Origin of the sequence: Streptomyces sp. MBT53, from assembly GCF_016654115.1 — a bacterium.
GTDB lineage: Bacteria > Actinomycetota > Actinomycetes > Streptomycetales > Streptomycetaceae > Streptomyces.
The window spans coordinates 88,074-108,417 of sequence record NZ_JAEQAZ010000006.1 but is presented as its reverse complement, the minus strand read 5'-3'; the positions used below and the strand labels follow the sequence as shown (position 1 = coordinate 108,417).

The following is a 20,344-nucleotide window of genomic DNA, read 5'->3' as shown; positions in this document are numbered from 1 at the left end:
GAAGCGGAACGAGGGCCCATGCTCTCCCTGATCCTCAGGCGCCTGGTCCACTGCACGATCCTCTTCCTCACCTCCGTCGTCCTCACCTACGCGCTCGCCTCGACCGCGCTCGATCCGCGCGCCTACTTCGAGGGCCGCCAACCGCCTCCGCCCGCCCGGGTCGTCGACGCGGAGCTGGCCCGGCTGGGCATGGACGACCGCGCTCCGCTGCCGGAGCGCTTCGCGCACTGGGCGGGGCGGGCCCTCCACGGCGACCTGGGCCGAACCATCGACGGGGAGTCGGTGAACGCCGAATTCGGCCGCCGGGTCGGGGTGTCGGTGCGGCTGCTGCTGATCGGCACGGTGGTGGGTACGGCGGTGGGGGTGCTGGCCGGGATGTGGGGGGCGGTCCGCCACGGCCGGCCGGGCGACCGGCTCCTGACGGTGTTCTCGTTCGCGGTGCTGTGCGTGCCCACGTTCGTGCTGGCGCTGCTGCTGAAGACCGGCGCCCTGGCGGTCAACCGGGCCGCCGGGAGCCAGGTCATCCTCTACACGGGCGAGCACACACCGGGACTGCAGGGCGACTGGACCGTCCAACTGCGGGACACGGCAGCCCACTTGCTGCTGCCGGCGATCTGTGTGGCGCTCCCCGCGATCGCCTCCTACAGCCGCTACCAGCGCGCCGCCACCCTCGACGTCCTGGGCGCCGACCATCTGCGCACCGCCCGGGCCAAGGGGCTCACCCCGGGCCGTGCGCTGCTGCGCCACGGGCTGCGGATCTCGCTCGTCCCGGTGTCGGTGTTCTTCTCCTTCGGGATGCTGACCCTGTTCACCGGGGCCGTGTTCACCGAGTCGGTCTTCGGCTGGCCCGGCATGGGCAGTTGGCTGGTCGACTCTGTGCAGAAGGGCGACGTGAACTCGGTGGTGGCCGTCAACATCTTCGCCGCCGCCGTCGTCCTGCTCGCCGGGCTGCTCGCCGACGTCCTGCACGCACTGCTCGATCCCCGGGTACGGCAGCCATGAGGGCCAGCGGACGAGGGCGCGCGGTACTGCGCCGGACGGTACGGCGGCCGGGGGCGCTGTGCGGGCTCGCGGTCCTGCTGGTGCTGTTCGCCCTGGCGTTCCTCGGGCCGTACCTCAGCCCGTGGACGCACACGGACGTCGACTACACGGCGCTGCGGCAGCCGCCGGACGCGCGGCACTGGATGGGCACCAACCGGATCGGGCAGGACGTCTTCGCCCAAGTGGTGCGGGGACTGCAGAAGTCGCTGCTGATCGGGCTGCTCGTCGCGGTGTTCTCGACCGGGCTGGCCGCGGTGGTGGGCGCCTGCGCGGGCTACTTCGGCGGCTGGACCGACCGGGTGCTGATGTTCGTCGTGGATCTGATGCTCGTCCTCCCCGCTTTCCTCGTGCTGTCCGTGGCCGCGCCCCGGCTGCGCGACCGGAGCTGGATCGCGCTGGTCGGGCTGCTGGCGCTGCTGGGCTGGATGGTCACCGCGCGGGCGGTGCGCGGGATGACCCGATCGCTGAAAGAGCGTCAATTTGTGGTGGTGGCACGGCTGATGGGGGTCTCGCCGGTACGGATCCTGTGGCGGCACGTGCTGCCGCACACGGCGTCGTTCCTCATCACGGACGCGACGCTGGCGGTGGGCGCGGCGGTGATCAGCGAGACCGGGCTGTCGTACTTCGGTCTCGGCGTACAGCCCCCGGACGTGTCCCTCGGCACGCTGATCGCGGACGCGACGGACGTGGCGCTGGTGTATCCGTGGATGTTCTTCTTCCCCACCGGACTGCTGATCGCGTTCGTGCTGGCCGTCAATCTCGTCGGCGGCGCGCTGCGGGACGCGCTCGACCCGACGACGGCGGACGGCGTCGCACCGTCGCGCGCCACCGTGTCGTCGGGGGTGACCGGGTGAACGCGGTCTTGGAGGTCCGTGACCTGACGGTCGCCGTCGGCGCCGGGCGACAGCCGCCCGTGCCCGTGGTGCGAGGCGTCGATCTCACTCTCCGCCGTGGTGAAGTACTGGGCCTGGTGGGCGAGTCGGGGACCGGCAAGACCCTCACCGCGCTCTCCCTCATGGGGCTCGCCCCACCGGGCGCGACGGTGGGCGGATCGGTACGGCTGCTGGGCGAGGAGCTACTCGGGCTGCCGGAACGGGAGTTGGCGCGGGTGCGCGGGCGCCGGATCGCCATGGTCTTCCAGGATCCGCTGCACGCCTTCACCCCCGTGCAGCGGGTCGGCGACCAGCTCGCGGAGGCCGTACGCATCCACCAACGACCGCGCCCACACCGGGAGTCGGCGCTGCGGCGGGCGGTGGAACTGCTGGACTTCGTGGGAGTGCCGGAGCCGTCACGGGCCGCACGAGCCTATCCGCACCAGTTGTCCGGGGGGATGCTGCAACGGGCGATGATCGCGATGGCGATGGCCAACGGCCCCGATGTCCTGGTCGCGGACGAACCCACCAGCGCGCTCGATGTCACCGTGCAGGCACAGGTGTTGGACGCCCTGGCCGACGCCCGCCAGGAGACCGGCGCGGCCCTGCTGCTGGTCACGCACGACCTCGGCGTGATCGCGGGTACGGCGGACCGGGTCGCGGTGCTGTACGCGGGCCGGGTGGTGGAGACCGGCCCGGTCGAGACCGTACTCACCCGCCCCCGGATGCCCTACACGGTCGGACTCGTCGGCTCGGTACCGCGGACCGACGCCCGGGTCCCCCTCACCCCGATACCGGGAACGGCCCCGGCCCCGGGCACGGTCGGCCCCGGCTGCGCCTTCGCACCCCGCTGCCCGCTGACCCAGCCGGAGTGCGAGACGTCCACCATCCCCCTCCTGGGCGTGGACAGCCCGTCCCGCGCAGGCCTCGCCGGAACCGCCGCGCACGAGGCGGCGTGCCGCCGGATCCCGCTGGTCATCCACCGGGGGGCTACGGGGCTCTTTCCGCCGGGCGGGACATCGGAGGTCGCCGGGCCGGGCGGGGCGTCGGCTGTCGTGAGCGGGAAGCACGCGGGACCCGGCACGGCGCGTGGCATCCACACCACACCGGGTGGGAGACACGCCCTCCCAACTGCCCCGGAACCGGCCGCGTTTCCCCTGTCCCGCCCCGGCCCGGCCGCCCCCGAGGTCGTGCTCCGTGTCTCCGGCCTCGCCAAGACCTACGTGCCCGTCAGTGGTCGGCGCCGTCGTGAGCGGGCGGTTCGGGCGGTCGAGGAGGTCGATCTCGAGGTGTGTCGCGGGGAGACCCTCGCGTTGGTCGGTGAGTCCGGGTCCGGGAAGTCGACGGCGCTGATGGAGATCGTGTCGCTGACCGCCCCGGAGGCGGGGACCGTGGAGATCCTCGGGCAGGACGTCGCGCGGCTGAGTCGGCGGACCGCGCGGCTGCTGCGCGGTGCCGTGCAGATCGTGCCGCAGGATCCCCTGTCGAGTCTGGATCCGCGGATGCCGGTGGGCGACATCGTCGCCGAGCCGCTGCACGCCCGGCGGGTGCCACGGGGTGTCGTAGAGGCGCGGATTCCGCGGTTGCTGGCTCAGGTGGGGCTGGATCCGGCGGACGCGGAACGATATCCGCATCAGTTCTCCGGGGGGCAGCGGCAGCGGGTCGCGATCGCGCGTGCCCTGGCCGTGGAGCCCGCGCTGCTGCTGCTCGACGAGCCGGTGTCCGCGTTGGACGTGTCCGTGCAGGCACAGATCCTGGACCTGTTGCTGCGCCTGAAGCGGGAGTCGGGGCCGGCGTATCTGCTGGTGTCGCACGATCTGGCGGTGGTCCGGCAGATCGCCGACCGGGTGTCCGTGATGTATGCCGGGAGGGTCGTGGAGACGGGGCCCGTCGCCGAGGTGTTCGACGGGCCCCGCCATCCCTACGCGCGGGCGCTGCTGTCGGCCGTCCCGCTGCCGGACCCGGTCGCCGAGCGCGCCAGGCGCCGGATCGTGCTGCCCGGCGAACCCCCGGCCGGTGTGCCGCTCGTCGCGGGATGCCGTTTCCGGCCCCGCTGTCCCGTCGCCGCGGCCCTTCCGGTCGCGCGGCGGCTGCGCTGCGAGACCGAGATCCCGCGCCCGTCGCAGGTCACCCCGGCCGGCGACCACACGGTGGCGTGCCACTTCCCGCACCGGGGACTGCCCTGGGAGGGGACACGGACAGACCGGGGGACGACCGGTCGGCTCTGGAGCGAGCCGCCGGACCGTCCTCCGGTCCGCTGAGCCTCGTGTGCCGTTCGTCCGTACGGCCGCCTCAGCAACAGGCGCCGCTCGCACCGCTCGACTGGGCGATGCCCTCGCGCAACGGATGCGTGGCGGCACCCGAACCGTTCAACCAGAGTCCGCTCGTCACTAGCCCACCGACGAAGACGACGATTGCGATGAGCGTGAATACTTTGATGCTCATGAAAATCTCCTCTCCGAGCATTTACGGATGACGCTTTGACAAGACGAGTCAACAAGAACTTACTCAATGAGTCAAGTATTAATCTCGCAAAAGACGATCTCCAAAAACGGAATGCCCACACCCAAATGAGATTTGAATTAACGCAAATTCAGAAAATGCCTGCCCAGGCCACTTCGCGCCAGCGAATCGATCAAGAAAACTCCATTGGATCGGGAGCGACTTACTGGTAACGTTGATCTGTCATCCCGGTGGTCATAGCCACCTCCTAGGAGCCCACATGGACCCTCTCGAAAACACGACGACCGCAGGGCTGGGCGACCGCATCCGGCTGCTGCGCGGCAAACGTGGCCTCAAGCAGCAGGACCTGGCGTCCAGCGAGATTTCGGCGAGCTACATCTCCTTGATCGAATCCGGCAAGCGCGCACCGTCGGACGCGGTGCTCGCCGCCCTCGCGGAGCGCCTCGGATGCTCCGCCGAGTACCTGCGCAGCGGACGGGACGACCACGAACTGGAAGAGGCGCGCCTGCGGCTGGCCTTCGGCGAGATGGCCCTGCGCAACGGCAGCAACGGCGAGGCCCTGCAGAGCCTCAGCGAGCTGCTGACGAAGCCCACCCTCCTGGACGTCTCGATGACCCGGCGGGCCCGCATGGCGCAGGCCTCCGCGCTGGAGAAGCTCGACCGGACCGAGGCCGCCATCGCGGTCCTCGAGGAGCTCCAGCGGGACCCCGACCTGGCGCCGGGATCAGCCGAGTGGTGCCAGATCGCGGTGGCCCTGTGCCGCTGCTATCGCAACGCCGGCGACATCACGCTCAGCATCGAGATCGGCGAGCGCGCCATGGCCCGGCTGGACGCCCTGGGCCTGGACGTGACGGTCGACCACGTCCAGCTCGGTGCCACCCTCATGGGCTCGTTCCACATGCGCGGCGACCTCATCCACGCCCAGCTGATGGGCGGCAAGCTCCTGGACGCCGCCGAGAAACAGGGCGCGCGGGCGGCGCGCGGCGCCGTCTACTGGAACGCCGGCCTGGTGGCCCGCTCCTGCGGCCAGCTCAACGAGGCCCTGGCCCTGGTCGAGCGGGCGCTCGCGCTGATGTCGGAGGACGACAACCTGCGCCACCTCGCCATGCTCAAGATGAACTACGGCTCCCTGCTGCTCCAGGTCGACGAGCCCGAACCGGCGCGCGGCAAGCAGCTGTTGGAGGAGGCGCAGCAGCTCCTGGCCGAGGTGGGCAACGCGCCGGAGCTCGCCCAGTGCGAGATCGGTCTCGCCGACGCGGACGCGATGCTCGGGCAATGGGACGAGGCCGCGGCGCACGCCGAGCGGGCCCTCGGGCTGACCGGCACCGAGTCCCGCATCCAGGCCGTCGGCGCGCGCGGCACACTCGCCGAGATCCAGCTGATGCGCGGCAACCACGAGCAGGCCGCGCAGTATCTGCAGGCCGCCACCCGGCAGCTGCGCCAGTTCCGCCCGTCCCACCAGGTGGCCCTCAACTGGCGTTACCTGGGCGACCTGTGGAAGCGGCAGGGCAACACCGCCGAGGCGCTCAAGGCGTACGACCGGGCGCTGTCGGCCGCCGGTATGGCACCGCACCGCGACCCGGGCCAGATCCTCTCCGAGCAGCACCGCGCCTGAACTGCCCACCGAATTCCCGAATCCGGTACGGACCTTTGACCCTCGCCCCCGGTAAAGGCCCGGACCTTTCGCCGTGGAGCGGTCCGGCGGGGCAGGCGCCCCGGTTCCGTTTCCGGCCGGATTCCAGCCCTCCGAACCCCCCGCCTGGCAGAGTGCCCGGGGCGGGGGGTTCGCCGTGTCTCCGTTCGACGGACCGCGAGGGCGGGAGATCCACCGGTGAATTCCGCCCGGTCTCCCCTCACCGCAATTCCCGCCGGAATTCCCTTACAGGGCACGGGAGTTCGCATTCCGGCGGGGGCGCTGAATTCGGTGGAGTTCAGCGGGCGGTGTTCGCCAGCCGGTGCACGGCGGCGAGCGGGATCCTCAACCGGTCGGGGCGCAGGCGGGACTCGTATACGGCCTCGTACACGGCCTTGTCCGCCTCGAAGGCGCGCAGGGCCACCGGCTGGCAGCGCGGGTCCTCCCGTCCGGCGGAGGCGTATCCCTCGATGAAGGCCCGCCGGTTGCGCACCGCCCACGCGTAGGCGCGCCGGCGTCGGCGCAGTCGCCGCGCGGGTGAGCCGTCCTCCCCCGGGTCGCCGGACTCGCGGTCGGCCAGGCCGGTGCGGGCCGCGTAGTCGAAGGAGCGCAGCATGCCCGCGATGTCCCGCAACACCGGTTGCGGGCGGGCGCGTTCGGCGGCGGGCCGGGCCGGTTCGCCCTCGAAGTCGACGATCCGCCAGCCGTCCGCGGCGCGCAGCGCCTGGCCCAGATGGAGGTCTCCGTGGGTGCGCTGGGCGAAGACGGGGCTGCCGCGCCCGGCCACCCGGGCGTAGTCGTCGAAGAGGGCGCCGAGCCGGGTGGTGTAGCGGGCGAGGGCCGGGACCTCCTCGGCGGCCTCCTTGAGCCGCATGTTCATGCGCGCCGCCTCTTCGGCCACGTCCTGTGCCGTGAGGCGGTTGCGGCCGAACGCCTTGCCCAGCGCGCCGTGCACGTCCGCGACGGCCCGGCCGAGGCCGTGCGCGTGTGCGGTGAAGCCGCCGGTGTCCGGGGCGGTGCGGCCTGCGCCGTCCATGCAGTCGCCCGCCTGCCGCACCGCCTCCTCCCAGCCGTCCCGGGCGTCGGGCAGGAACTCCTCGATCAGGCCGAGCACCAGGCCCTCCGCGCCGGGGGCGTCGCTGTGCAGCGCGCCGTAGAGGTGGGGGGTGCGGGCGCAGTGCTGCCGGGTGAGGGCGTGCAGGGCCTCGACCTCGGTGTGCGGTCCCGGTTCGGGGCGACGGAAGATCTTGAGGAGGATCCGACCGCCGTACGCCACGGCCGTGTTGCTCATCTCGCCCGAGAGCGGGTGGGGTACCAGGCCGACGGGCAGCGGATAGCGGCCGGTGCGTTCCAGGCGCAGGCCGGGGTCCGTGCCGGGGCCCGCGAGGGTGCGCAGCAGCAGTCCCAGCAGGGCGCCGTCGGCGAGGGCGTCGTAGACCTGCCAGCCCTGGAAGGGGCCGGTGGGGACGGTGGCGACGGCGGCCGGTTCGAGGCGGGTGGGGAGGTCGGGGCGCAGGCCGAGCAGGAGTTGGTAGTCGAGGACGGACCCGTCCTCGCGCCGGGCCGAGACCACTGCGTGCAGCAGCAGGGGCGGTTCGGTGCCGAGCACAGTGGCGGCTCTGGCTTCGAGCCGGGCTCCGCCGTAGCGGGCGTCGAACCATCGGCGGCCCTCCAGCCATGGTGCGAGGGCCGGCAGCAGGGGTTCGAGGATGCCGTCGCTCATGTTCCCTCCGCGGGTGTGAGCACGTGCGCGACCTGGTGGGCCGGATCGAGGCGTACGTAGGTGGACTCGCCCCAGGCGTAGGTCTCGCCGGTGAGTTCGTCGCGCAGCTTGCGGGTGCCGTCGGCGGGCAGGCCGAGGACGGCCGGGTCGCAGGTGACGGTGGCCTCGTGGGCGTGGTGCGGGTCGAGGTTGACGATCACGAGCACCAAGTCGGTTGAGCCGTCCGGGAGTTCGACGTGTTTGGTGTAGGCGAGGAGCTGGTCGTTGTCGGTGTTCTGGAGGCGCAGGTTGCGCAACTCCTGCAGGGCCGGGTGGAGTCGGCGGATCCTGTTGAGCAGGGTGATCAGCGGGGTGATGGTGCGGCCCCCGGCCTCGGCCGACGCCCAGTCGCGAGGCCGGAGTTGGTACTTCTCCGAGGCGAGGTAGTCCTCGGTGCCCTCCGCCAGCGGGGTGTTCTCGCAGAGTTCGTAGCCGGCGTAGACGCCCCAGCTCGGCGCGGCGGTCGCGGCGAGCACGGCCCGGACCTCGAAGGCGGGTCTGCCGCCGTTCTGGAGGTAGGCGTGCAGGATGTCGGGGGTGTTCACGAAGAGGTTGGGCCGCAGGAAGTCGGCGCTGTCCTGGGCGAGTTCGGGCAGGTAGGCGGTCAGCTCGGCCTTGGTGTTCTTCCAGGTGAAGTAGGTGTACGACTGCTGGAAGCCGGCTTGCGCGAGTGCGTGCACCATGGCCCGGCGGGTGAACGCCTCGGCGAGGAACAGCACATCGGGGTCGGTGGCGTCGACCTCGGCGATCAGCCACTCCCAGAACTGCACCGGTTTGGTGTGCGGGTTGTCGACGCGGAAGATGCGCACACCGAGGTCCATCCAGTGCCGCACGATCCGCAGCGCCTCGGCGTACAGGCCCTCGGGGTCGCCGTCGAAGTCGAGTTGGTGGATGTCCTCGTACGTCTTGGGCGGGTTCTCGGCGTAGGCGATGGAGCCGTCGGCGCGGTGGTGGAACCACTCGGGGTGCTCGGTGAGCCAGGGGTGGTCCGGTGAGCACTGGAGGGCGAGGTCCAGGGCGACTTCGAGGCCCAACTCCCGTGCGGTGGCGACGAAGTGGCGGAAGTCGTCCTCGGTGCCGAGGTCGGGGTGGATGGCGTCGTGGCCGCCGTGCCGGGAGCCGATGGCCCAGGGTGAGCCGACGTCGTCGGGACCGGCGTGGAGGGTGTTGTCCGCGCCCTTGCGGTGGGTGGTGCCGATGGGGTGGACGGGTGGGAGGTAGACGACGTCGAAGCCCATCGCGGCGACGGCGGGCAGCCGTTCGGCGGCCGTCCGCAGGGTGCCGGCGATCGGGCGGCTGCCCTCCTGGACCACCGCTCCCTCCGAGCGGGGGAACAGTTCGTACCAGGAGCCGACGAGGGCGCGCCGCCGTTCGACGCGCAGCGGCAGGGGCCGGGAGGCGGTGACGAGGTCACGCAGCGCATAGCGCCCCAGGGCGGCCGTCACCCGGGGGGTGGTGACGGCGGACAGCCGGGCCGGAGGGGGGCCCAGGGTGTCGCGGAGCGCGGCCACGGCCGCGGAGACCGCCTCCCGGCGGTCCGATGCGGTGATGCCGAGTGCCGCCCGTTCGTGCAGCAACGCGCCCTCGGTCAGGGTGAGTTCGGTGTCGACGCCTGCTTCGATCTTCAGCGTGGCGTCGTGGCGCCAGCTCTCCAGCGGGTCGGCCCAGGCCTCGACCCGGAAGGTCCACAGGCCTTCGGTGTCGGGGACGACGGTCGCCCGCCAGCGGTCGGCGTCCTCGTCGACGAGGGTCATCGGGACGCGGTGGGCCGGGCGCCCGGCGGGGTCGTGCAGGACGACGTCCGCGGCGACGGCGCCGTGGCCCTCGCGGAAGACGGTGGCCGTGATGTCGAGGTGTTCGCCGGTCACGGTCTTGGCGGGCAGCTCCCCGTCCCGCACCCGTGGTCGGACGTCGAGGACGGGGATGCGCCCGGTCACCGGTGTCATGGTCGACTCCTCCCGGTCTGATCCCGTCAGCGGAGCCCGGTCGGGGCCGGCGTCCGGGATGCGAGCAGGTCGATGATGGTCCGTGCGAAGAGGTGGCAGTGGTTGCCGGTGCGGCCGGTGACCAGGTCGTCGTGGATGACGACGTCCTGGTCGACGTACTCGCCGCCCATGTTGCGCAGGTCGCCCAGCAGGTTGTTGTGGACCACCGCGCGCCTGCCGTGCATCAGGCCCTGCACGGGTGCGGCCAGCCACATGCCGTGGCAGATGATGCCCTTGACGATCGCCGGGTCGGCGAACGCGCGGCGCAGGAACTGGGAGGCGGGCGGCAGGAGTTGGGGGTCCTCGGTGTAGCGCAGCCGGTCGGCGACCATCCCGGAGGGGACGATCACCGCCGAGTACTCCTTCAGCGCGAACTCGTCGAGGTCCTCGAAGGACTCGTCGACCTCGAAGGGCATGCGGTGCTCGTGGCCCTGGAAGGTCATCTGTTCGTTGCCCCACAGGCGGGACAGGAAGTGGACCTCGGCTCCCTCCTCGGGGAAGCGGTAGCGGTAGTAGAGGATCTCGGGCTCGTAGAAGTCGCTCTCCATCAGGACGGCGATCTTGTGACCGGACAGTCGCACGGCGGCTACCCCTTCCCCTTGGCGGTCACCAGGTCGATGAGGAACGGCCCGCGGTGGGCGAGCGCCTGCGCGACCGCCTCCTCGGCCTGCCCGGGCTTCTCGACCCGGACGGCGGCCACGCCGAGCGAGCCGGCGAGGGAGACGAAGTCGACGGCCGGGCTGCTCAGGTCGAAGATCTCGGGCTGTTCGTGGGCGGGGATGTGCTGGTCGCGCCAGTACTCCTCGATGTTGTTCTCCAGGAGCTTGTAGCGGCCGTTGTTGCAGATGACGAACTTGGTGGGCAGGCCGTAACGGGCCGCCGTCCACAGCGCCTGGAAGGTGTACATGCTGCCGCCGTCGCCGGTGAAGCCGACCACCGTCCGGTCGGGGTGGGCGAGTTGGGCGCCCAGCGCGCCGGGGATGCCGACGCCGAGGGAGCCGCCGCGGGTCTCCATCCACTGGCCCGGCACGGTCGGCGCGAGCCTGCGGAAGATCTCCGGGGAGGCCGTCAGCGCCTCGTCGAAGAGGATCGCGTCCGGCGGCAGCCGGCGCGCGAACTCCTGCGCGAGGGCGATGGTGGGCAGTTCCAGGGCGGTGGCCGTGGCCTCCTCCCGCGCGTCGGCCGCCGCGAGCGCGGCCGAGCGCTGCGCGGCGTGCCGGCGCAGTCGCTCGACCGCCGCCGTCCGCCGCCCTAGGCCCATCTCCCGGCCGAGCGCGTCGGCGAGCAGGCCGAGGGTGGCCTTCGGGTCGGCGACGATGCCGAGGTCGACGGGGTGGTTCTTGGCGATCGCGCCGGGGTCGAGGTCGATGTGCACGACCGGGACACCGGCCCCGAAGACGCCGTCGAGTGCCGGGTACACCTCGGGCAGCACATAGGTGCCCACGATCAGGACACCGTCGGCGGCGCCGGTGATCTTCCGGCTCTGCTCGCCGAACATGTGGCCCAACTGGCCCGCGTAGGCGGGGTGTTCGACGGACAGGTTGACCTCGGCCCAGTCCGCGCCGTACACATCGGCGCCCCACACCTCGGCCAGTCGCCCCAACTCGGCCTGGGCGCCCGCGAAGTGGACGCCGTCACCGGCGATGACGAGCGGGTTGCGGGCGTCGGCGAGCAGTGCGGCGGCCCGCGCCACTGTGTCGGGGGCGGGCAGGCTGCGGGTCTCCGGGTAGGAGACGGGTGCCACCGCCTCGGTGGTGTCGCGGTCCATGACGTCGGCGGGCAGCACGACCAGCACCGGACCGTACGGCGGGGTCGCGGCGACCTTGAAGGCGCGGCGCAGCACCCGCAGCGTGGAGTCGGGGTCGACCACGCGGGTCGCCCACTTGGTCACCGGTTTGGCCATGCCGACCAGGTCGGCGGCCATCTGCGCGTCCATGCTGTCGTAGCGCAGTCCGGACTCGCCGACCAGGGTGACGATCGGGGCGTGGCCGCGCATCGCCTGGTACAGCATGCCGATGCCGTTGCCGAGCCCCACTCCGGAGTGGAGTTGCAGGACCGCCGGGGTGCGGGTGGCACGTGCGTAGCCGTCGGCCATGCCTACGGCGGTGCACTCCTGGAGGGCCAGGATGTACTGGATCGAGGGGAAGGAGCGCAGTTCGTCGAGGAACCCCTGCTCGACCGTGCCGGGGTTGCCGAACATGAACCGGACCCCTTCGGCCTGCAGTTGTTCGAGCAGCGCGATCCGCGCGGGCCTGCTGTCCATCGTGTGCTCACCTCTCGTCGGGGCGAAGGAGCGTGGGACGGTCGCCTGGGTCAGGCGGTCGTCCTGAACCCCCACTGCCGCAGGCCCTCTTCGAGAACCTCGACGGTCTTCTGTCCGGTCAGGTAGGAGTCGGGGGTCGAACGGCCCGTGATGAACGGGTAGTCGACGATGACGGAGGTCTCCTTGCCGAAGTTCCCGTGGTAGGCGCCGCCGGGTGCGGTGGCGTCGCGCAGGATGTACTCCAGCGGGTACGGCGGCGGCCCCATGACGAAGTCGGTGCCGATGAACCCGGTGCCGTCCTTGTAGTCGTACTCGATGCAGTGCCCGGTGACGTGCTTGCCGCGGATGAGGGACTCGCGGGTCTCCTGGTCGCGGGCGAAGGCGAGGCAGGCGACGCCGTAGCACTCGGCGGCGATCGGCCGGTCCAGGGCGTGGAAGGCGAGGATCAGGTCGTGGACGCGCCAGTTGTTGGCGAGGTCGACGATCGGTCCGCTGCCGCCGACGATCAGCAGTGCGTCGTAGCGGTCGGCGATCTGTGAACGCACCTGCTCCAGGCGGGTGTTGTAGGCCTCCCAGTCGCGCAGGAAGTACGGCTTGGACCGGTAGGGCCGGTCGGGCAGCCAGGACGACAGGTCGAGCGGGTTGTCGAGCCGGTCGGAGTCCTCGACCTTGCGCACCTTGGCGGCGGTCTCGGGGGTGGTGACGGAGCGGCCGAGCGGCGGGTCGATGTACTCGGGGTCCATGCTCGGCGGCAGCGCCTGCGGGCGCTTGCCGGTGGGGGTGGCGAAGGTGAGGTGGTAGCCGGCCTGGTCGAAGGTCTCCAGGGGGCCGATCAACTCCTCGCCCCAGTAGCCGTGTTCGGACAGGACGACCAGAATGCGCCTGCTCATGGGGTTCCTCCCGTTCGGCGGGACGGTGCCAACTGGCGGATTCCTGTCTACGTCGGGGCCGTCGGCCCCGGCCGTCGGGGGCGCCCGGGTCGCGGCACATCCTCAAGTGGCCGAACGCACTACGGCATGTTGTGGCCATCGGTCTTCGTCCCGTGAACCCACCGGCGTACGACGGGAGTTGCCGCAGCTCGGGCCGCGACTTCGCACAGTGCGGCCGGTCCGCGCGCACGAGCGGACCGGGCGGGCGCGGATGTGGGGTCATCGGACCCGTGCCGCTTCCGGACCCCGGGAGCGGAACCCCGATGAGCGGAGACACACATGCCGAGCGAACAGACCGGCTCCGACCGGGAGATCGCCGAGTTCGTGCAGCGCTGGTACGACCTGCTGAGCGCGCACGCGCCGGTCGAGGAGCTGCTGCCCTTCGTCACCGACAAGGGCCTGGTGATGGCCTTCCCGGAGCGGACCCTCTACAGCCACGCGGACTTCCTCGACTGGTACACGGCCGTCGGCGAGGCCTACACCGACCAGAGCCACACCGTGGAGAAGGTCACCACGCACGAGGAGGGCACCCGGATCGACGTCGACGTCACGGTGGTGTGGACCGCCAAGTCCACCGCCGACGGCACCGTCTCGTCCTTCCGGATCAACCAGAAGTGGCAGTTGGAGCGGTCCACGCCGGGCGCCCGCCCGCTGATCGTCGACTACCGGGTCGGCGAGCCGGCCGCGATCTGATTCCCGTCACCTTTTGGAGGCTGTCATGCCGTCGAAGTCGCTGCCCCTCGGGGCCGATTACATCGTCGTCGGCGCCGGCTCGGCCGGCTGCGCGGTCGCGGCCCGCCTGACCGAGGACCCGTCCACGACCGTGGTCCTGCTGGAGGCGGGCGGCTGGGACGAGCGCCCCGAGATCCACCGGGCCGACGCCGCCTCGGTCCTCTCGCTGCTCACCGCCGAGTGGCGGAGCGAGATCGACTGGGGCTACGTCACCGAGTCCGAGGCGGGCATGGAGGGCCGCCGGGTCCCCGTGGCCCGCGGCAAGGTCGTCGGCGGATGCAGTTCCGTCAACGCCCTGATGTGGGTGCGCGGCAGCCGCCACGACTACACCCGCTGGGTCGCCGAGGGCGCCACCGGATGGTCGTACGACGAGGTACTGCCGTTCTTCCGGCTGGCCGAGGACTACTCGGGCGGCGCCGACTCGTTCCGCGGCGCGGGCGGTCCCGTCCGGGTGCGGCAGCTCGACCGGCCCTCCCCCATCGCGCGGGCGTTCGTCGAAGGCGCCGGTGAACTCGGGTACGCCACGGACGCCGACGGGGACTACAACGGCGCCCGCCAGGAGGGCTTCGGCTTCCTGTACCAGACGTTCCGCGACGACGCGGGCCACCGGTGCAGCACCGCCGACGCCTATCTGCGCCCGGCCCTGGACCGTTCCAACCTGACCGTGCTGACGGACACCCTGGTCACCCGGCTGCTGCTGGACGGGACTCGGGTCACGGGCGTCGAGTACGTCCACGACGGCGAGCGGCGGCAGTTGCGCGCCGAGAGCGAAGTCATCGTGTCCGCCGGGGCGTTCGAGACGCCGAAGCTGCTCATGCTGTCCGGCATCGGTCCGGCCGCGCACCTGCGGGAGCACGGCATCCGTTGTGTCCAGGATCTGCCGGGGGTCGGCGCCGGACTGCAGGACCACCTGTTCACACCCATCTGCTACCAGTCGCTCCAGGAGCACCCGGACGGCGCGCTGCTGTCCGAGGCGGGGCTGTTCACCCACACCCGCGAGGCCGGCCCGGAGGACTCCCCCGACCTCCAATTCACCTTCGGCCCCATCAAGTTCCTGCCGGCCGACGCCCCCGCCGACCAGTGGGAGGGTCCCGGCTTCACCTTCGCGCCGATCGCGCTGCGACCGCAGAGCCGGGGCCGGGTGCGGCTGCGCGACGCCGACCCGCAGTCCAACGCCGTCATCAGCGCCGGTTACCTCACCTCCACCGCCGACCTCGAAGTCCTGGTGCGGGGCGTGGAGTTGGCGCGCGAGCTGGCCGCCACCCGCGCCTTCGACGCGTTCCGCGGCGACGAGCTGGGCCCCGGCAAGGACATCACCGGGCCCGCCGAACTGCGCCGGTACGTCGCCACCAACGCGACCACCCTGTGGCACCCGGCCGGCACCTGCCGGATGGGCACGGGCGCCGACGCCGTCACGGACCCCGAGCTGCGCGTGCACGGCATCGCGGGACTGCGGGTCGCGGACGCGTCGGTGATGCCGTCGATCACCGCCGGCAACACGCACGCGCCCAGCGTCATGATCGGCGAGCGTGCCGCGGCGTTCGTCCGCGCGGCAGCCGTCCCGGCTCTCTCCGAACCGTCCCTGTCCGACGTCCACTTGAGCTAGGGGATGCACCATGTCCGACCTCGACCAGTCCCAGCAGGAGAACCTGAACCTGTACCGACGTTTCCTCGACGCGTTCAACGCCGGCGACCAGGCGGAGATCCCCCGGGTCATCGCCGCCGACTTCACCGACCACCACCCCGGGTTCGACATCACCGGCCTCGACTCCTACCTGGAGGCGCTCCGCGGGGCCTACAACACCCTTGATCTCAAGGGCGAGTTGGAGGAACTGTCGGCGCTCGGCGAGGACCGGGTCCTGACCCGGGTCAAACTCACCGGCACCCACCTCGGCGAACTGCTCGGCCTCCCGCCCACCGGCCGCAAGGTGGAGTGGTCCACCACCGAGATCTGGCGGGTCCAGGACGGCCTGTTCGTGGAGCGGTGGGCACAGGACGACATGCTCGGACTGCGCGAACAGATCTCCTCGGACGCCTCGAACCTGGCCGTCGTCCAGCAGGTCAGCGACGCCGTCAACCAGCGCCGCCTGGACGCCCTGGACGACCTGTTCGGGCCGACGTTCCACGACAACAACCCGGCGTGGAGCTGCGAGAGCCTTGAGGAGCTGAAGGGGATCATCCAGGGCGCGTACGACGGGCTCGACTTCAGCGTGCACCTCGACGCGCTCTACCCGGCCTCGCCGGACAAGGTGATCATGCACATCACCTTCCACGGCCGGCACATCGCCCCGTTCTTCGGCCAGGAGCCGACCGGCAAGGAGGTCTCCTGGACCAGCCTCGAGGTCTACCGGCTGGAGGACGGCAAGGTCGTCGAACGCTGGGTGCAGGCCGACACGGCCGGCCTGATGCGCCAGGTCGGCGTGCCGCTCCCCTGACCGTTCCCGCACCCCAGACAGCAACCGGAAAGGACGGGCGCATGAACACCCGAGAAGTGGTCGACACGTACTACCGGCTTGCCAACTCCGGCGAGTGGGACGCCTGGTGCGACCTGTTCGCCATCGACCAGACCATGGACGAGCAGCTCGCCGGACACGTCGAGGGCCGCGAGACCCTCCGGGAGATGATGAAGGGCTTCCCGGAGATGTACGCCTCCTTCGCCAACCTGCCCCGGCACGTGGTCGTGGACGGCGAGCAGGCCGCGGTGGTCTCCGACATCACCGGCACCACCCACGACGGCATCACCGTCGAGGCGAAGGTGTGCAACTACTTCCACGTGACCGGCGGCCTCATCACGTACTTCGCGAACTTCCACGACAGCGTGCCGTTCGCCGCGGTCACCGGGAAATGAGGGCTCACCGATGACGACCGCCGCCCCGGCCGGCCTGCGCTGGTCGCACGTCGGCCTCAACTGCCGTGACCAGAAGGCCACGGAGGACTTCTACACCCGGCACTTCGGGTTCGCCCGGGCCCGGGTGGTGGAGGCCGACGGGGTCCGCGTGGTGTTCCTGCGCAACGGCCCCGTCTATCTGGAGCTGTTCGCGACCGACGCGGACGCCCTGTTCACCACGGCGAAGGACGGCCCGGCCAACCCCGGCACGGCACGCCATCTCGCCTTCCAGGTCGACGACGTGGACGCGTTCCTCACCGCCGCCGAGGGCGAACTGGAGCCGCTGCTCGGCCCGTTGACCTTCGACGAGTTCATCCCCGGCTGGAGGACGGTGTGGGTCTCCGACCCGGACGGCATCGTGCTCGAGGTCAGCCAGGGCTACACCGATCAGACCACCGACGAACTGGCCACGTACGCCTGACAGGAGAGTGCACCACCATGAGGCCCGTCCCCGACCAGACCATCCTCCTCACCGGCGCCACCGACGGCATGGGCCGTGAGCTGGCCCGTGAACTCGCCGCGCAGGGGGCGTCGTTGATCCTGCACGGCCGCAACGCGGCCAAGGGCGCGGAGCTGCTGGCCGAACTGCGCGCGTCCACCGGCAACGACAGGCTCAGCTACGAGCTGGCCGACTTCTCCTCGCTGGAGGACATCCGCAAACTGGCCGACCGGATCCTCGCCACGCACGACCGGCTCGACGCGCTGGTGAACAACGCCGGCATCGGGGTCGAGCTGGTGCGCCACGAGAGCCAGGACGGTCTGGAACTCACCTTCCAGGTCGACTACTTGGCGGCCTACATGCTCAGCTGCCGGCTGGCGCCCCTGCTGGTGCGCTCGGCCCCGGCCCGCATCATCAACGTCAGCTCCGCGGGCCAGGCGCCGATCGACTTCCGCGATGTGATGCTGGAGCGGCACTGGGACGGCGTGCAGGCCTACTGCCAGGCGAAGCTGGCCCAGATCAGCCTGACCGTCGACCTGGCGGAGCGGCTGCGCGGCACCGGGGTGACGGCCAACGCCCTGCACCCGGCGTCGTACATGCCGACGAAGATGGTGGTGAACCTGTTCACCCCGCAGTCCACGGTCGCGGAGGGTGTGCACAGCACCCTGCGTCTGATCACCGACCCGGCCCTCGACGACGTCACGGGCACCTACTTCAACCGCACCCAGCGCTCCCGGGCGGGCGCCCAGGCCTACGACGAGAAGGCCCGCGCCCAACTGCGGTCGCTGAGCGAGTCGTTGACCGGGGTCACCTTCCCGGCCGACCTCAGCGGCTGAGCGGCCCACGGCAGCACCGAGCCCCCGCCTCGTGCACGCGAGGCGGGGGCTTCGTCATGTCCGGGTGTCAGGAGGTGCTTTCCACCGGCTGATCACCGTGCATAGGGTCCCTCCATGCGCGATGAGATCACGGCGAGGGTCGGCTTTCAGTTCTACTCCTTCGACGGCCGGATACTGGAGGTCTTCGGCGGTCACCCCCACCGCTTCCACATACAGAATCTGCATCTGAGCGTCACAGACCCGGACCGGAAGGGGAGGCGGACCGTGGAGATCGTCCATGCCCGGCCGGGAGCCACGGGTCACAGTCTCTCCTGGCAGGTCACGGCCGCGGAGTGGGAGCGGTCCCCCGACCTGGTCGCGCTGCTCGAAGCGGTACAGGCGAGCATCGACGGGATCTAGCTCGCGGTGACGGACAGCTTGTGGTGAAACACGTTGCCCGGGTCCCAAGTGGCCTTCACCTGGCGCAACTTGGCGAGGTTGCCCTTGAAGTAGAGGGTCCCCCAGGGCACGCCCGAGGTGTTCCAGGCCGGGTCGGTGAGGTCGGTGTCGGGGTAGTTGATGTACGAGCCGTCGTTGGTGTCGTTCGGCACTGGCACTCCGCCGGTGTCCGCGTACAGGTCGCGGTACAGCGCGCGCATCCAGGCCACGTGCCGGTCGTCCTGCGTCGGATCGGGCCAGTACGTCGTGAAGTTGGCCTTGAGGATCGAGTCCCGCTGGGCGAGTGCGGTGGCCGTGGGCGCCACGGTGTTGACCTTGCCGCCGTAGGAGTAGAGCAGGATGCCGGCGTGCCCGTCGTAGGTGGCGTCGGAGAGGTAGCCGTAGAGCGTCCTGGCCTGGTCGGGCGACCAACCCTGGCGCAGATAGGCGCCCTTGGACTTGGTGCGGTTGTAAAGGCCGGTGTCGTAGGGGTCCTTGAGGGTCGTCTTCAGCCAGGGCCAGGAGGAGCGGCCGTCCGTGTACGGGACGCCGATGCCGCCGACCACGGCCGTGACGTAGGCGTCGAGGAGGGCCGAGGCGTCCGAACGGGTGCCGTCTATCTGGGTGTTGAGGACGAGGCTGCCCTGGACGCGGTTGTAGAGGATCAGGACGCTGTGGAGGCTGTCGTAGGAGGAGCCGGCGACGCTGTTGCGGGCGTGCCAGGTGCCGTGGTTGGCGAGCAGCGCGGTGAAGGCGGCCTCCGTGAGGTCGGTCCACTTGATGGCGACCGTCGACTTCAGGAGGGTCTTCGGCGGTCTGGGCAGGAGGGTCGTGGGGTCGGTGCCGGTGGCGTCGGGGGCGCGGAACCAGTAGCGGGTCACGATGCCGAAGGTGCCTCCGCCGCCGCCCGTGTGGGCCCACCACAGGTCGCGGTGCGGGTCGTCGGCCTCCCGGGTGGCGACGACGGCGCGTGCGGTGCCGGTCGCGTCGACCACGACGACCTCGACGGCGTAGAGGTGGTCGACGACTGCACCGTACTGGCGGCACATCGCGCCGTAGCCGCCGCCGGTGACATGGCCTCCGACGCCGACGGTCGGGCAGGTGCCGCCGGGCAGGGACACGCCCCACTCCAGGTAGAGGGTGCGGTAGACGTGGCCGAGGGTGGCGCCGCCCTCGACGAGGAACGCGCGGCGGGCGGGGTCGTGACGGACCGCGTCCATCTCCGACATGTCGACGAGTATCCGTACGTCCGGGTCGTCGACGAGTCCGTCGAGGCAGTGCCCGCCGCCGCGCACGCCGATGCGTTTGCCGGCGTCGACCGCCTCCTGGACGACGGACACGACCTGCGCGGTGGTGTGGACGAGGCGGATCGAGTCGGGGGCTGCGGTGAATCTCGCGTTGTAGCCGCGGGAGGTGAGGTCGAGATAGCGGGAGTCGGCCGCGTCGACGGTGACCGCGCCGGGGGTGCCGCTGTCGGCGGCGAGGGCGCGGGTGGGGATCACGGCCGCGGTGATCCCCGCGGCGGTGGCGGTGGCGGTGCCGAGGAGTCCGCGCCGGGTGAGGCCGGTGGACGGGCGTCGGTCGGGTTGTGGTGGTGTCACTGCTGTCTCCTTCGTCTTCTGGTCGCTGTGACTGGACGAAAAACTGCCGCCCAGGAGGCCGGGAGCCTTCTGGGCGGCAGCAGTTGAGGGGGCGTCAGACGACGTCGTGTCCGCTGACCGTGGTCTCCGGGATCTCGTCGCGGACGTCCCAGTGCTCGACGATCAGTCCGCCTTCGAGCCGGAAGATCTCCACGACCACCGAACCGCGGTCCGTCGAGGTGGCGCGGAAGTGGGTGTGGACGAAAACCAGGTCGCCGGAACTCGCCGCGCGCTTGATCTCGAACCGGGCGTCGGGCAGCTGCTTGCGGAAGCCCTGGATGAACTCGACCAGCGGTTCGCGACCGTCGGGCAGGTTCGGGTTGTGCTGGATGAGGTCCGCGGCCAGGTACTTGCCGGCCAGGTCGGTCTGCCCCTGGTTCCAGACGGTCTCCAGGTATTCGCTGACGAAGTGGACCTGGTGGCTGCTCATGAGTTCTCCTTGACT

Annotated in this window: 19 protein-coding genes; 11 read left to right on the top strand and 8 right to left on the bottom strand. The window is 71.1% G+C overall.

Annotated features, from left to right (window positions below; genetic code table 11):
* Nucleotides 1–18 precede the first annotated feature (18 nt).
* From JHN45_RS04180 to JHN45_RS04170, 3 genes are read left to right on the top strand one after another with little or no spacing between them, the layout of a single operon-like run.
* Nucleotides 19–1,002, top strand: coding sequence for an ABC transporter permease (locus JHN45_RS04180; protein ID WP_201048046.1), 984 nt, complete (start codon nucleotides 19–21; stop codon nucleotides 1,000–1,002).
* Nucleotides 999–1,895 (top strand): ABC transporter permease, encoded by an 897-nt coding sequence (locus JHN45_RS04175; RefSeq protein WP_201048045.1) that lies wholly within the window; start codon nucleotides 999–1,001, stop codon nucleotides 1,893–1,895. Before JHN45_RS04180 ends, JHN45_RS04175 begins: the two co-directional genes overlap by 4 nt.
* Entirely contained in the window at nucleotides 1,892–4,174 is a 2,283-nt protein-coding gene (locus JHN45_RS04170; protein WP_201048044.1) for an ABC transporter ATP-binding protein, read from the top strand. Before JHN45_RS04175 ends, JHN45_RS04170 begins: the two co-directional genes overlap by 4 nt.
* Before the next feature lie 31 nt (nucleotides 4,175–4,205).
* On the opposite strand, the gene JHN45_RS04165 is transcribed toward JHN45_RS04170, so the two are convergent.
* On the bottom strand, nucleotides 4,206–4,358 hold the full coding sequence (locus tag JHN45_RS04165) for a hypothetical protein (protein ID WP_200709081.1): 153 nt from the start codon (nucleotides 4,356–4,358) through the stop codon (nucleotides 4,206–4,208).
* 277 nt (nucleotides 4,359–4,635) lie between these two features.
* On the opposite strand from JHN45_RS04165, the gene JHN45_RS04160 reads away from it, so the two are divergent.
* Nucleotides 4,636–5,991, top strand: coding sequence for a helix-turn-helix domain-containing protein (locus tag JHN45_RS04160; RefSeq protein WP_201048043.1), 1,356 nt, complete (start codon nucleotides 4,636–4,638; stop codon nucleotides 5,989–5,991).
* Nucleotides 5,992–6,307: 316 nt separating this feature from the next.
* Here JHN45_RS04160 and JHN45_RS04155 read toward each other — a convergent pair whose 3' ends face one another.
* From JHN45_RS04155 to JHN45_RS04135, 5 genes are read right to left on the bottom strand one after another with little or no spacing between them, the layout of a single operon-like run.
* Entirely contained in the window at nucleotides 6,308–7,732 is a 1,425-nt protein-coding gene (locus tag JHN45_RS04155; protein WP_200709079.1) for a hypothetical protein, read from the bottom strand.
* Nucleotides 7,729–9,717: an alpha-1,4-glucan--maltose-1-phosphate maltosyltransferase gene (locus tag JHN45_RS04150; RefSeq protein WP_236583296.1), complete on the bottom strand. Its 1,989-nt coding sequence runs from the start codon at nucleotides 9,715–9,717 to the stop codon at nucleotides 7,729–7,731. The genes JHN45_RS04155 and JHN45_RS04150 overlap by 4 nt, the downstream gene beginning before the upstream one ends.
* A 26-nt stretch (nucleotides 9,718–9,743) precedes the next feature.
* Complete coding sequence (locus JHN45_RS04145) at nucleotides 9,744–10,337, bottom strand: DJ-1/PfpI family protein (protein WP_200709078.1); 594 nt, start codon at nucleotides 10,335–10,337, stop codon at nucleotides 9,744–9,746.
* A 5-nt stretch (nucleotides 10,338–10,342) separates the two neighbouring features.
* Entirely contained in the window at nucleotides 10,343–12,019 is a 1,677-nt protein-coding gene (locus JHN45_RS04140; RefSeq protein ID WP_201048042.1) for a thiamine pyrophosphate-binding protein, read from the bottom strand.
* 50 nt (nucleotides 12,020–12,069) lie between these two features.
* Nucleotides 12,070–12,909 (bottom strand): type 1 glutamine amidotransferase domain-containing protein, encoded by an 840-nt coding sequence (locus JHN45_RS04135; RefSeq protein WP_093623757.1) that lies wholly within the window; start codon nucleotides 12,907–12,909, stop codon nucleotides 12,070–12,072.
* A gap of 318 nt (nucleotides 12,910–13,227) precedes the next feature.
* On the opposite strand from JHN45_RS04135, the gene JHN45_RS04130 reads away from it, so the two are divergent.
* The 7 genes from JHN45_RS04130 to JHN45_RS04100 all read left to right on the top strand — a co-directional run bounded on the left by JHN45_RS04130 (nucleotide 13,228) and on the right by JHN45_RS04100 (nucleotide 18,241).
* Complete coding sequence (locus JHN45_RS04130) at nucleotides 13,228–13,641, top strand: nuclear transport factor 2 family protein (protein WP_201048041.1); 414 nt, start codon at nucleotides 13,228–13,230, stop codon at nucleotides 13,639–13,641.
* A gap of 25 nt (nucleotides 13,642–13,666) precedes the next feature.
* Nucleotides 13,667–15,286 carry a GMC family oxidoreductase gene (locus JHN45_RS04125; RefSeq protein ID WP_201048040.1) on the top strand — a complete coding sequence of 540 codons (1,620 nt, stop codon included), beginning with the start codon at nucleotides 13,667–13,669 and terminating at the stop codon, nucleotides 15,284–15,286.
* 10 nt (nucleotides 15,287–15,296) lie between these two features.
* On the top strand, nucleotides 15,297–16,115 hold the full coding sequence (locus tag JHN45_RS04120; protein WP_200709074.1) for an ester cyclase: 819 nt from the start codon (nucleotides 15,297–15,299) through the stop codon (nucleotides 16,113–16,115).
* A gap of 41 nt (nucleotides 16,116–16,156) precedes the next feature.
* Nucleotides 16,157–16,528, top strand: coding sequence for a nuclear transport factor 2 family protein (locus JHN45_RS04115; RefSeq protein WP_201048039.1), 372 nt, complete (start codon nucleotides 16,157–16,159; stop codon nucleotides 16,526–16,528).
* 10 nt (nucleotides 16,529–16,538) lie between these two features.
* Nucleotides 16,539–16,988: a VOC family protein gene (locus JHN45_RS04110; RefSeq protein WP_201048038.1), complete on the top strand. Its 450-nt coding sequence runs from the start codon at nucleotides 16,539–16,541 to the stop codon at nucleotides 16,986–16,988.
* Between the two features lie 17 nt (nucleotides 16,989–17,005).
* Nucleotides 17,006–17,842, top strand: coding sequence for an SDR family NAD(P)-dependent oxidoreductase (locus JHN45_RS04105; protein WP_201048037.1), 837 nt, complete (start codon nucleotides 17,006–17,008; stop codon nucleotides 17,840–17,842).
* Between the two features lie 114 nt (nucleotides 17,843–17,956).
* Entirely contained in the window at nucleotides 17,957–18,241 is a 285-nt protein-coding gene (locus JHN45_RS04100) for a hypothetical protein (protein ID WP_201048036.1), read from the top strand.
* On the opposite strand, the gene JHN45_RS04095 is transcribed toward JHN45_RS04100, so the two are convergent.
* Complete coding sequence (locus tag JHN45_RS04095) at nucleotides 18,238–19,860, bottom strand: FAD-binding oxidoreductase (RefSeq protein ID WP_201048035.1); 1,623 nt, start codon at nucleotides 19,858–19,860, stop codon at nucleotides 18,238–18,240. The two genes, JHN45_RS04100 and JHN45_RS04095, sit on opposite strands and share 4 nt — an antisense overlap.
* 94 nt (nucleotides 19,861–19,954) lie before the next feature.
* Nucleotides 19,955–20,329, bottom strand: a complete 375-nt coding sequence (locus JHN45_RS04090; protein ID WP_201048034.1) for an ester cyclase — start codon at nucleotides 20,327–20,329, stop codon at nucleotides 19,955–19,957.
* Between the last annotated feature and the right edge of the window lie 15 nt (nucleotides 20,330–20,344).

Excerpts from the sequence above, each read along its gene's own strand:
- JHN45_RS04165 (WP_200709081.1), bottom strand. The coding sequence starts at position 4,358 with ATGAGCATCAAAGTATTCACGCTCATCGCAATCGTCGTCTTCGTCGGT.
- JHN45_RS04130 (WP_201048041.1), top strand. The coding sequence starts at position 13,228 with ATGCCGAGCGAACAGACCGGCTCCGACCGGGAGATCGCCGAGTTCGTG.
- JHN45_RS04175 (WP_201048045.1), top strand. The coding sequence starts at position 999 with ATGAGGGCCAGCGGACGAGGGCGCGCGGTACTGCGCCGGACGGTACGG.
- JHN45_RS04125 (WP_201048040.1), top strand. The coding sequence starts at position 13,667 with ATGCCGTCGAAGTCGCTGCCCCTCGGGGCCGATTACATCGTCGTCGGC.
- JHN45_RS04110 (WP_201048038.1), top strand. The coding sequence starts at position 16,539 with ATGACGACCGCCGCCCCGGCCGGCCTGCGCTGGTCGCACGTCGGCCTC.
- JHN45_RS04100 (WP_201048036.1), top strand. The coding sequence starts at position 17,957 with ATGCGCGATGAGATCACGGCGAGGGTCGGCTTTCAGTTCTACTCCTTC.
- JHN45_RS04180 (WP_201048046.1), top strand. The coding sequence starts at position 19 with ATGCTCTCCCTGATCCTCAGGCGCCTGGTCCACTGCACGATCCTCTTC.
- JHN45_RS04135 (WP_093623757.1), bottom strand. The coding sequence starts at position 12,909 with ATGAGCAGGCGCATTCTGGTCGTCCTGTCCGAACACGGCTACTGGGGC.
- JHN45_RS04150 (WP_236583296.1), bottom strand. The coding sequence starts at position 9,717 with ATGACACCGGTGACCGGGCGCATCCCCGTCCTCGACGTCCGACCACGG.
- JHN45_RS04090 (WP_201048034.1), bottom strand. The coding sequence starts at position 20,329 with ATGAGCAGCCACCAGGTCCACTTCGTCAGCGAATACCTGGAGACCGTC.
- JHN45_RS04105 (WP_201048037.1), top strand. The coding sequence starts at position 17,006 with ATGAGGCCCGTCCCCGACCAGACCATCCTCCTCACCGGCGCCACCGAC.
- JHN45_RS04140 (WP_201048042.1), bottom strand. The coding sequence starts at position 12,019 with ATGGACAGCAGGCCCGCGCGGATCGCGCTGCTCGAACAACTGCAGGCC.
- JHN45_RS04160 (WP_201048043.1), top strand. The coding sequence starts at position 4,636 with ATGGACCCTCTCGAAAACACGACGACCGCAGGGCTGGGCGACCGCATC.
- JHN45_RS04155 (WP_200709079.1), bottom strand. The coding sequence starts at position 7,732 with ATGAGCGACGGCATCCTCGAACCCCTGCTGCCGGCCCTCGCACCATGG.
- JHN45_RS04115 (WP_201048039.1), top strand. The coding sequence starts at position 16,157 with ATGAACACCCGAGAAGTGGTCGACACGTACTACCGGCTTGCCAACTCC.
- JHN45_RS04120 (WP_200709074.1), top strand. The coding sequence starts at position 15,297 with ATGTCCGACCTCGACCAGTCCCAGCAGGAGAACCTGAACCTGTACCGA.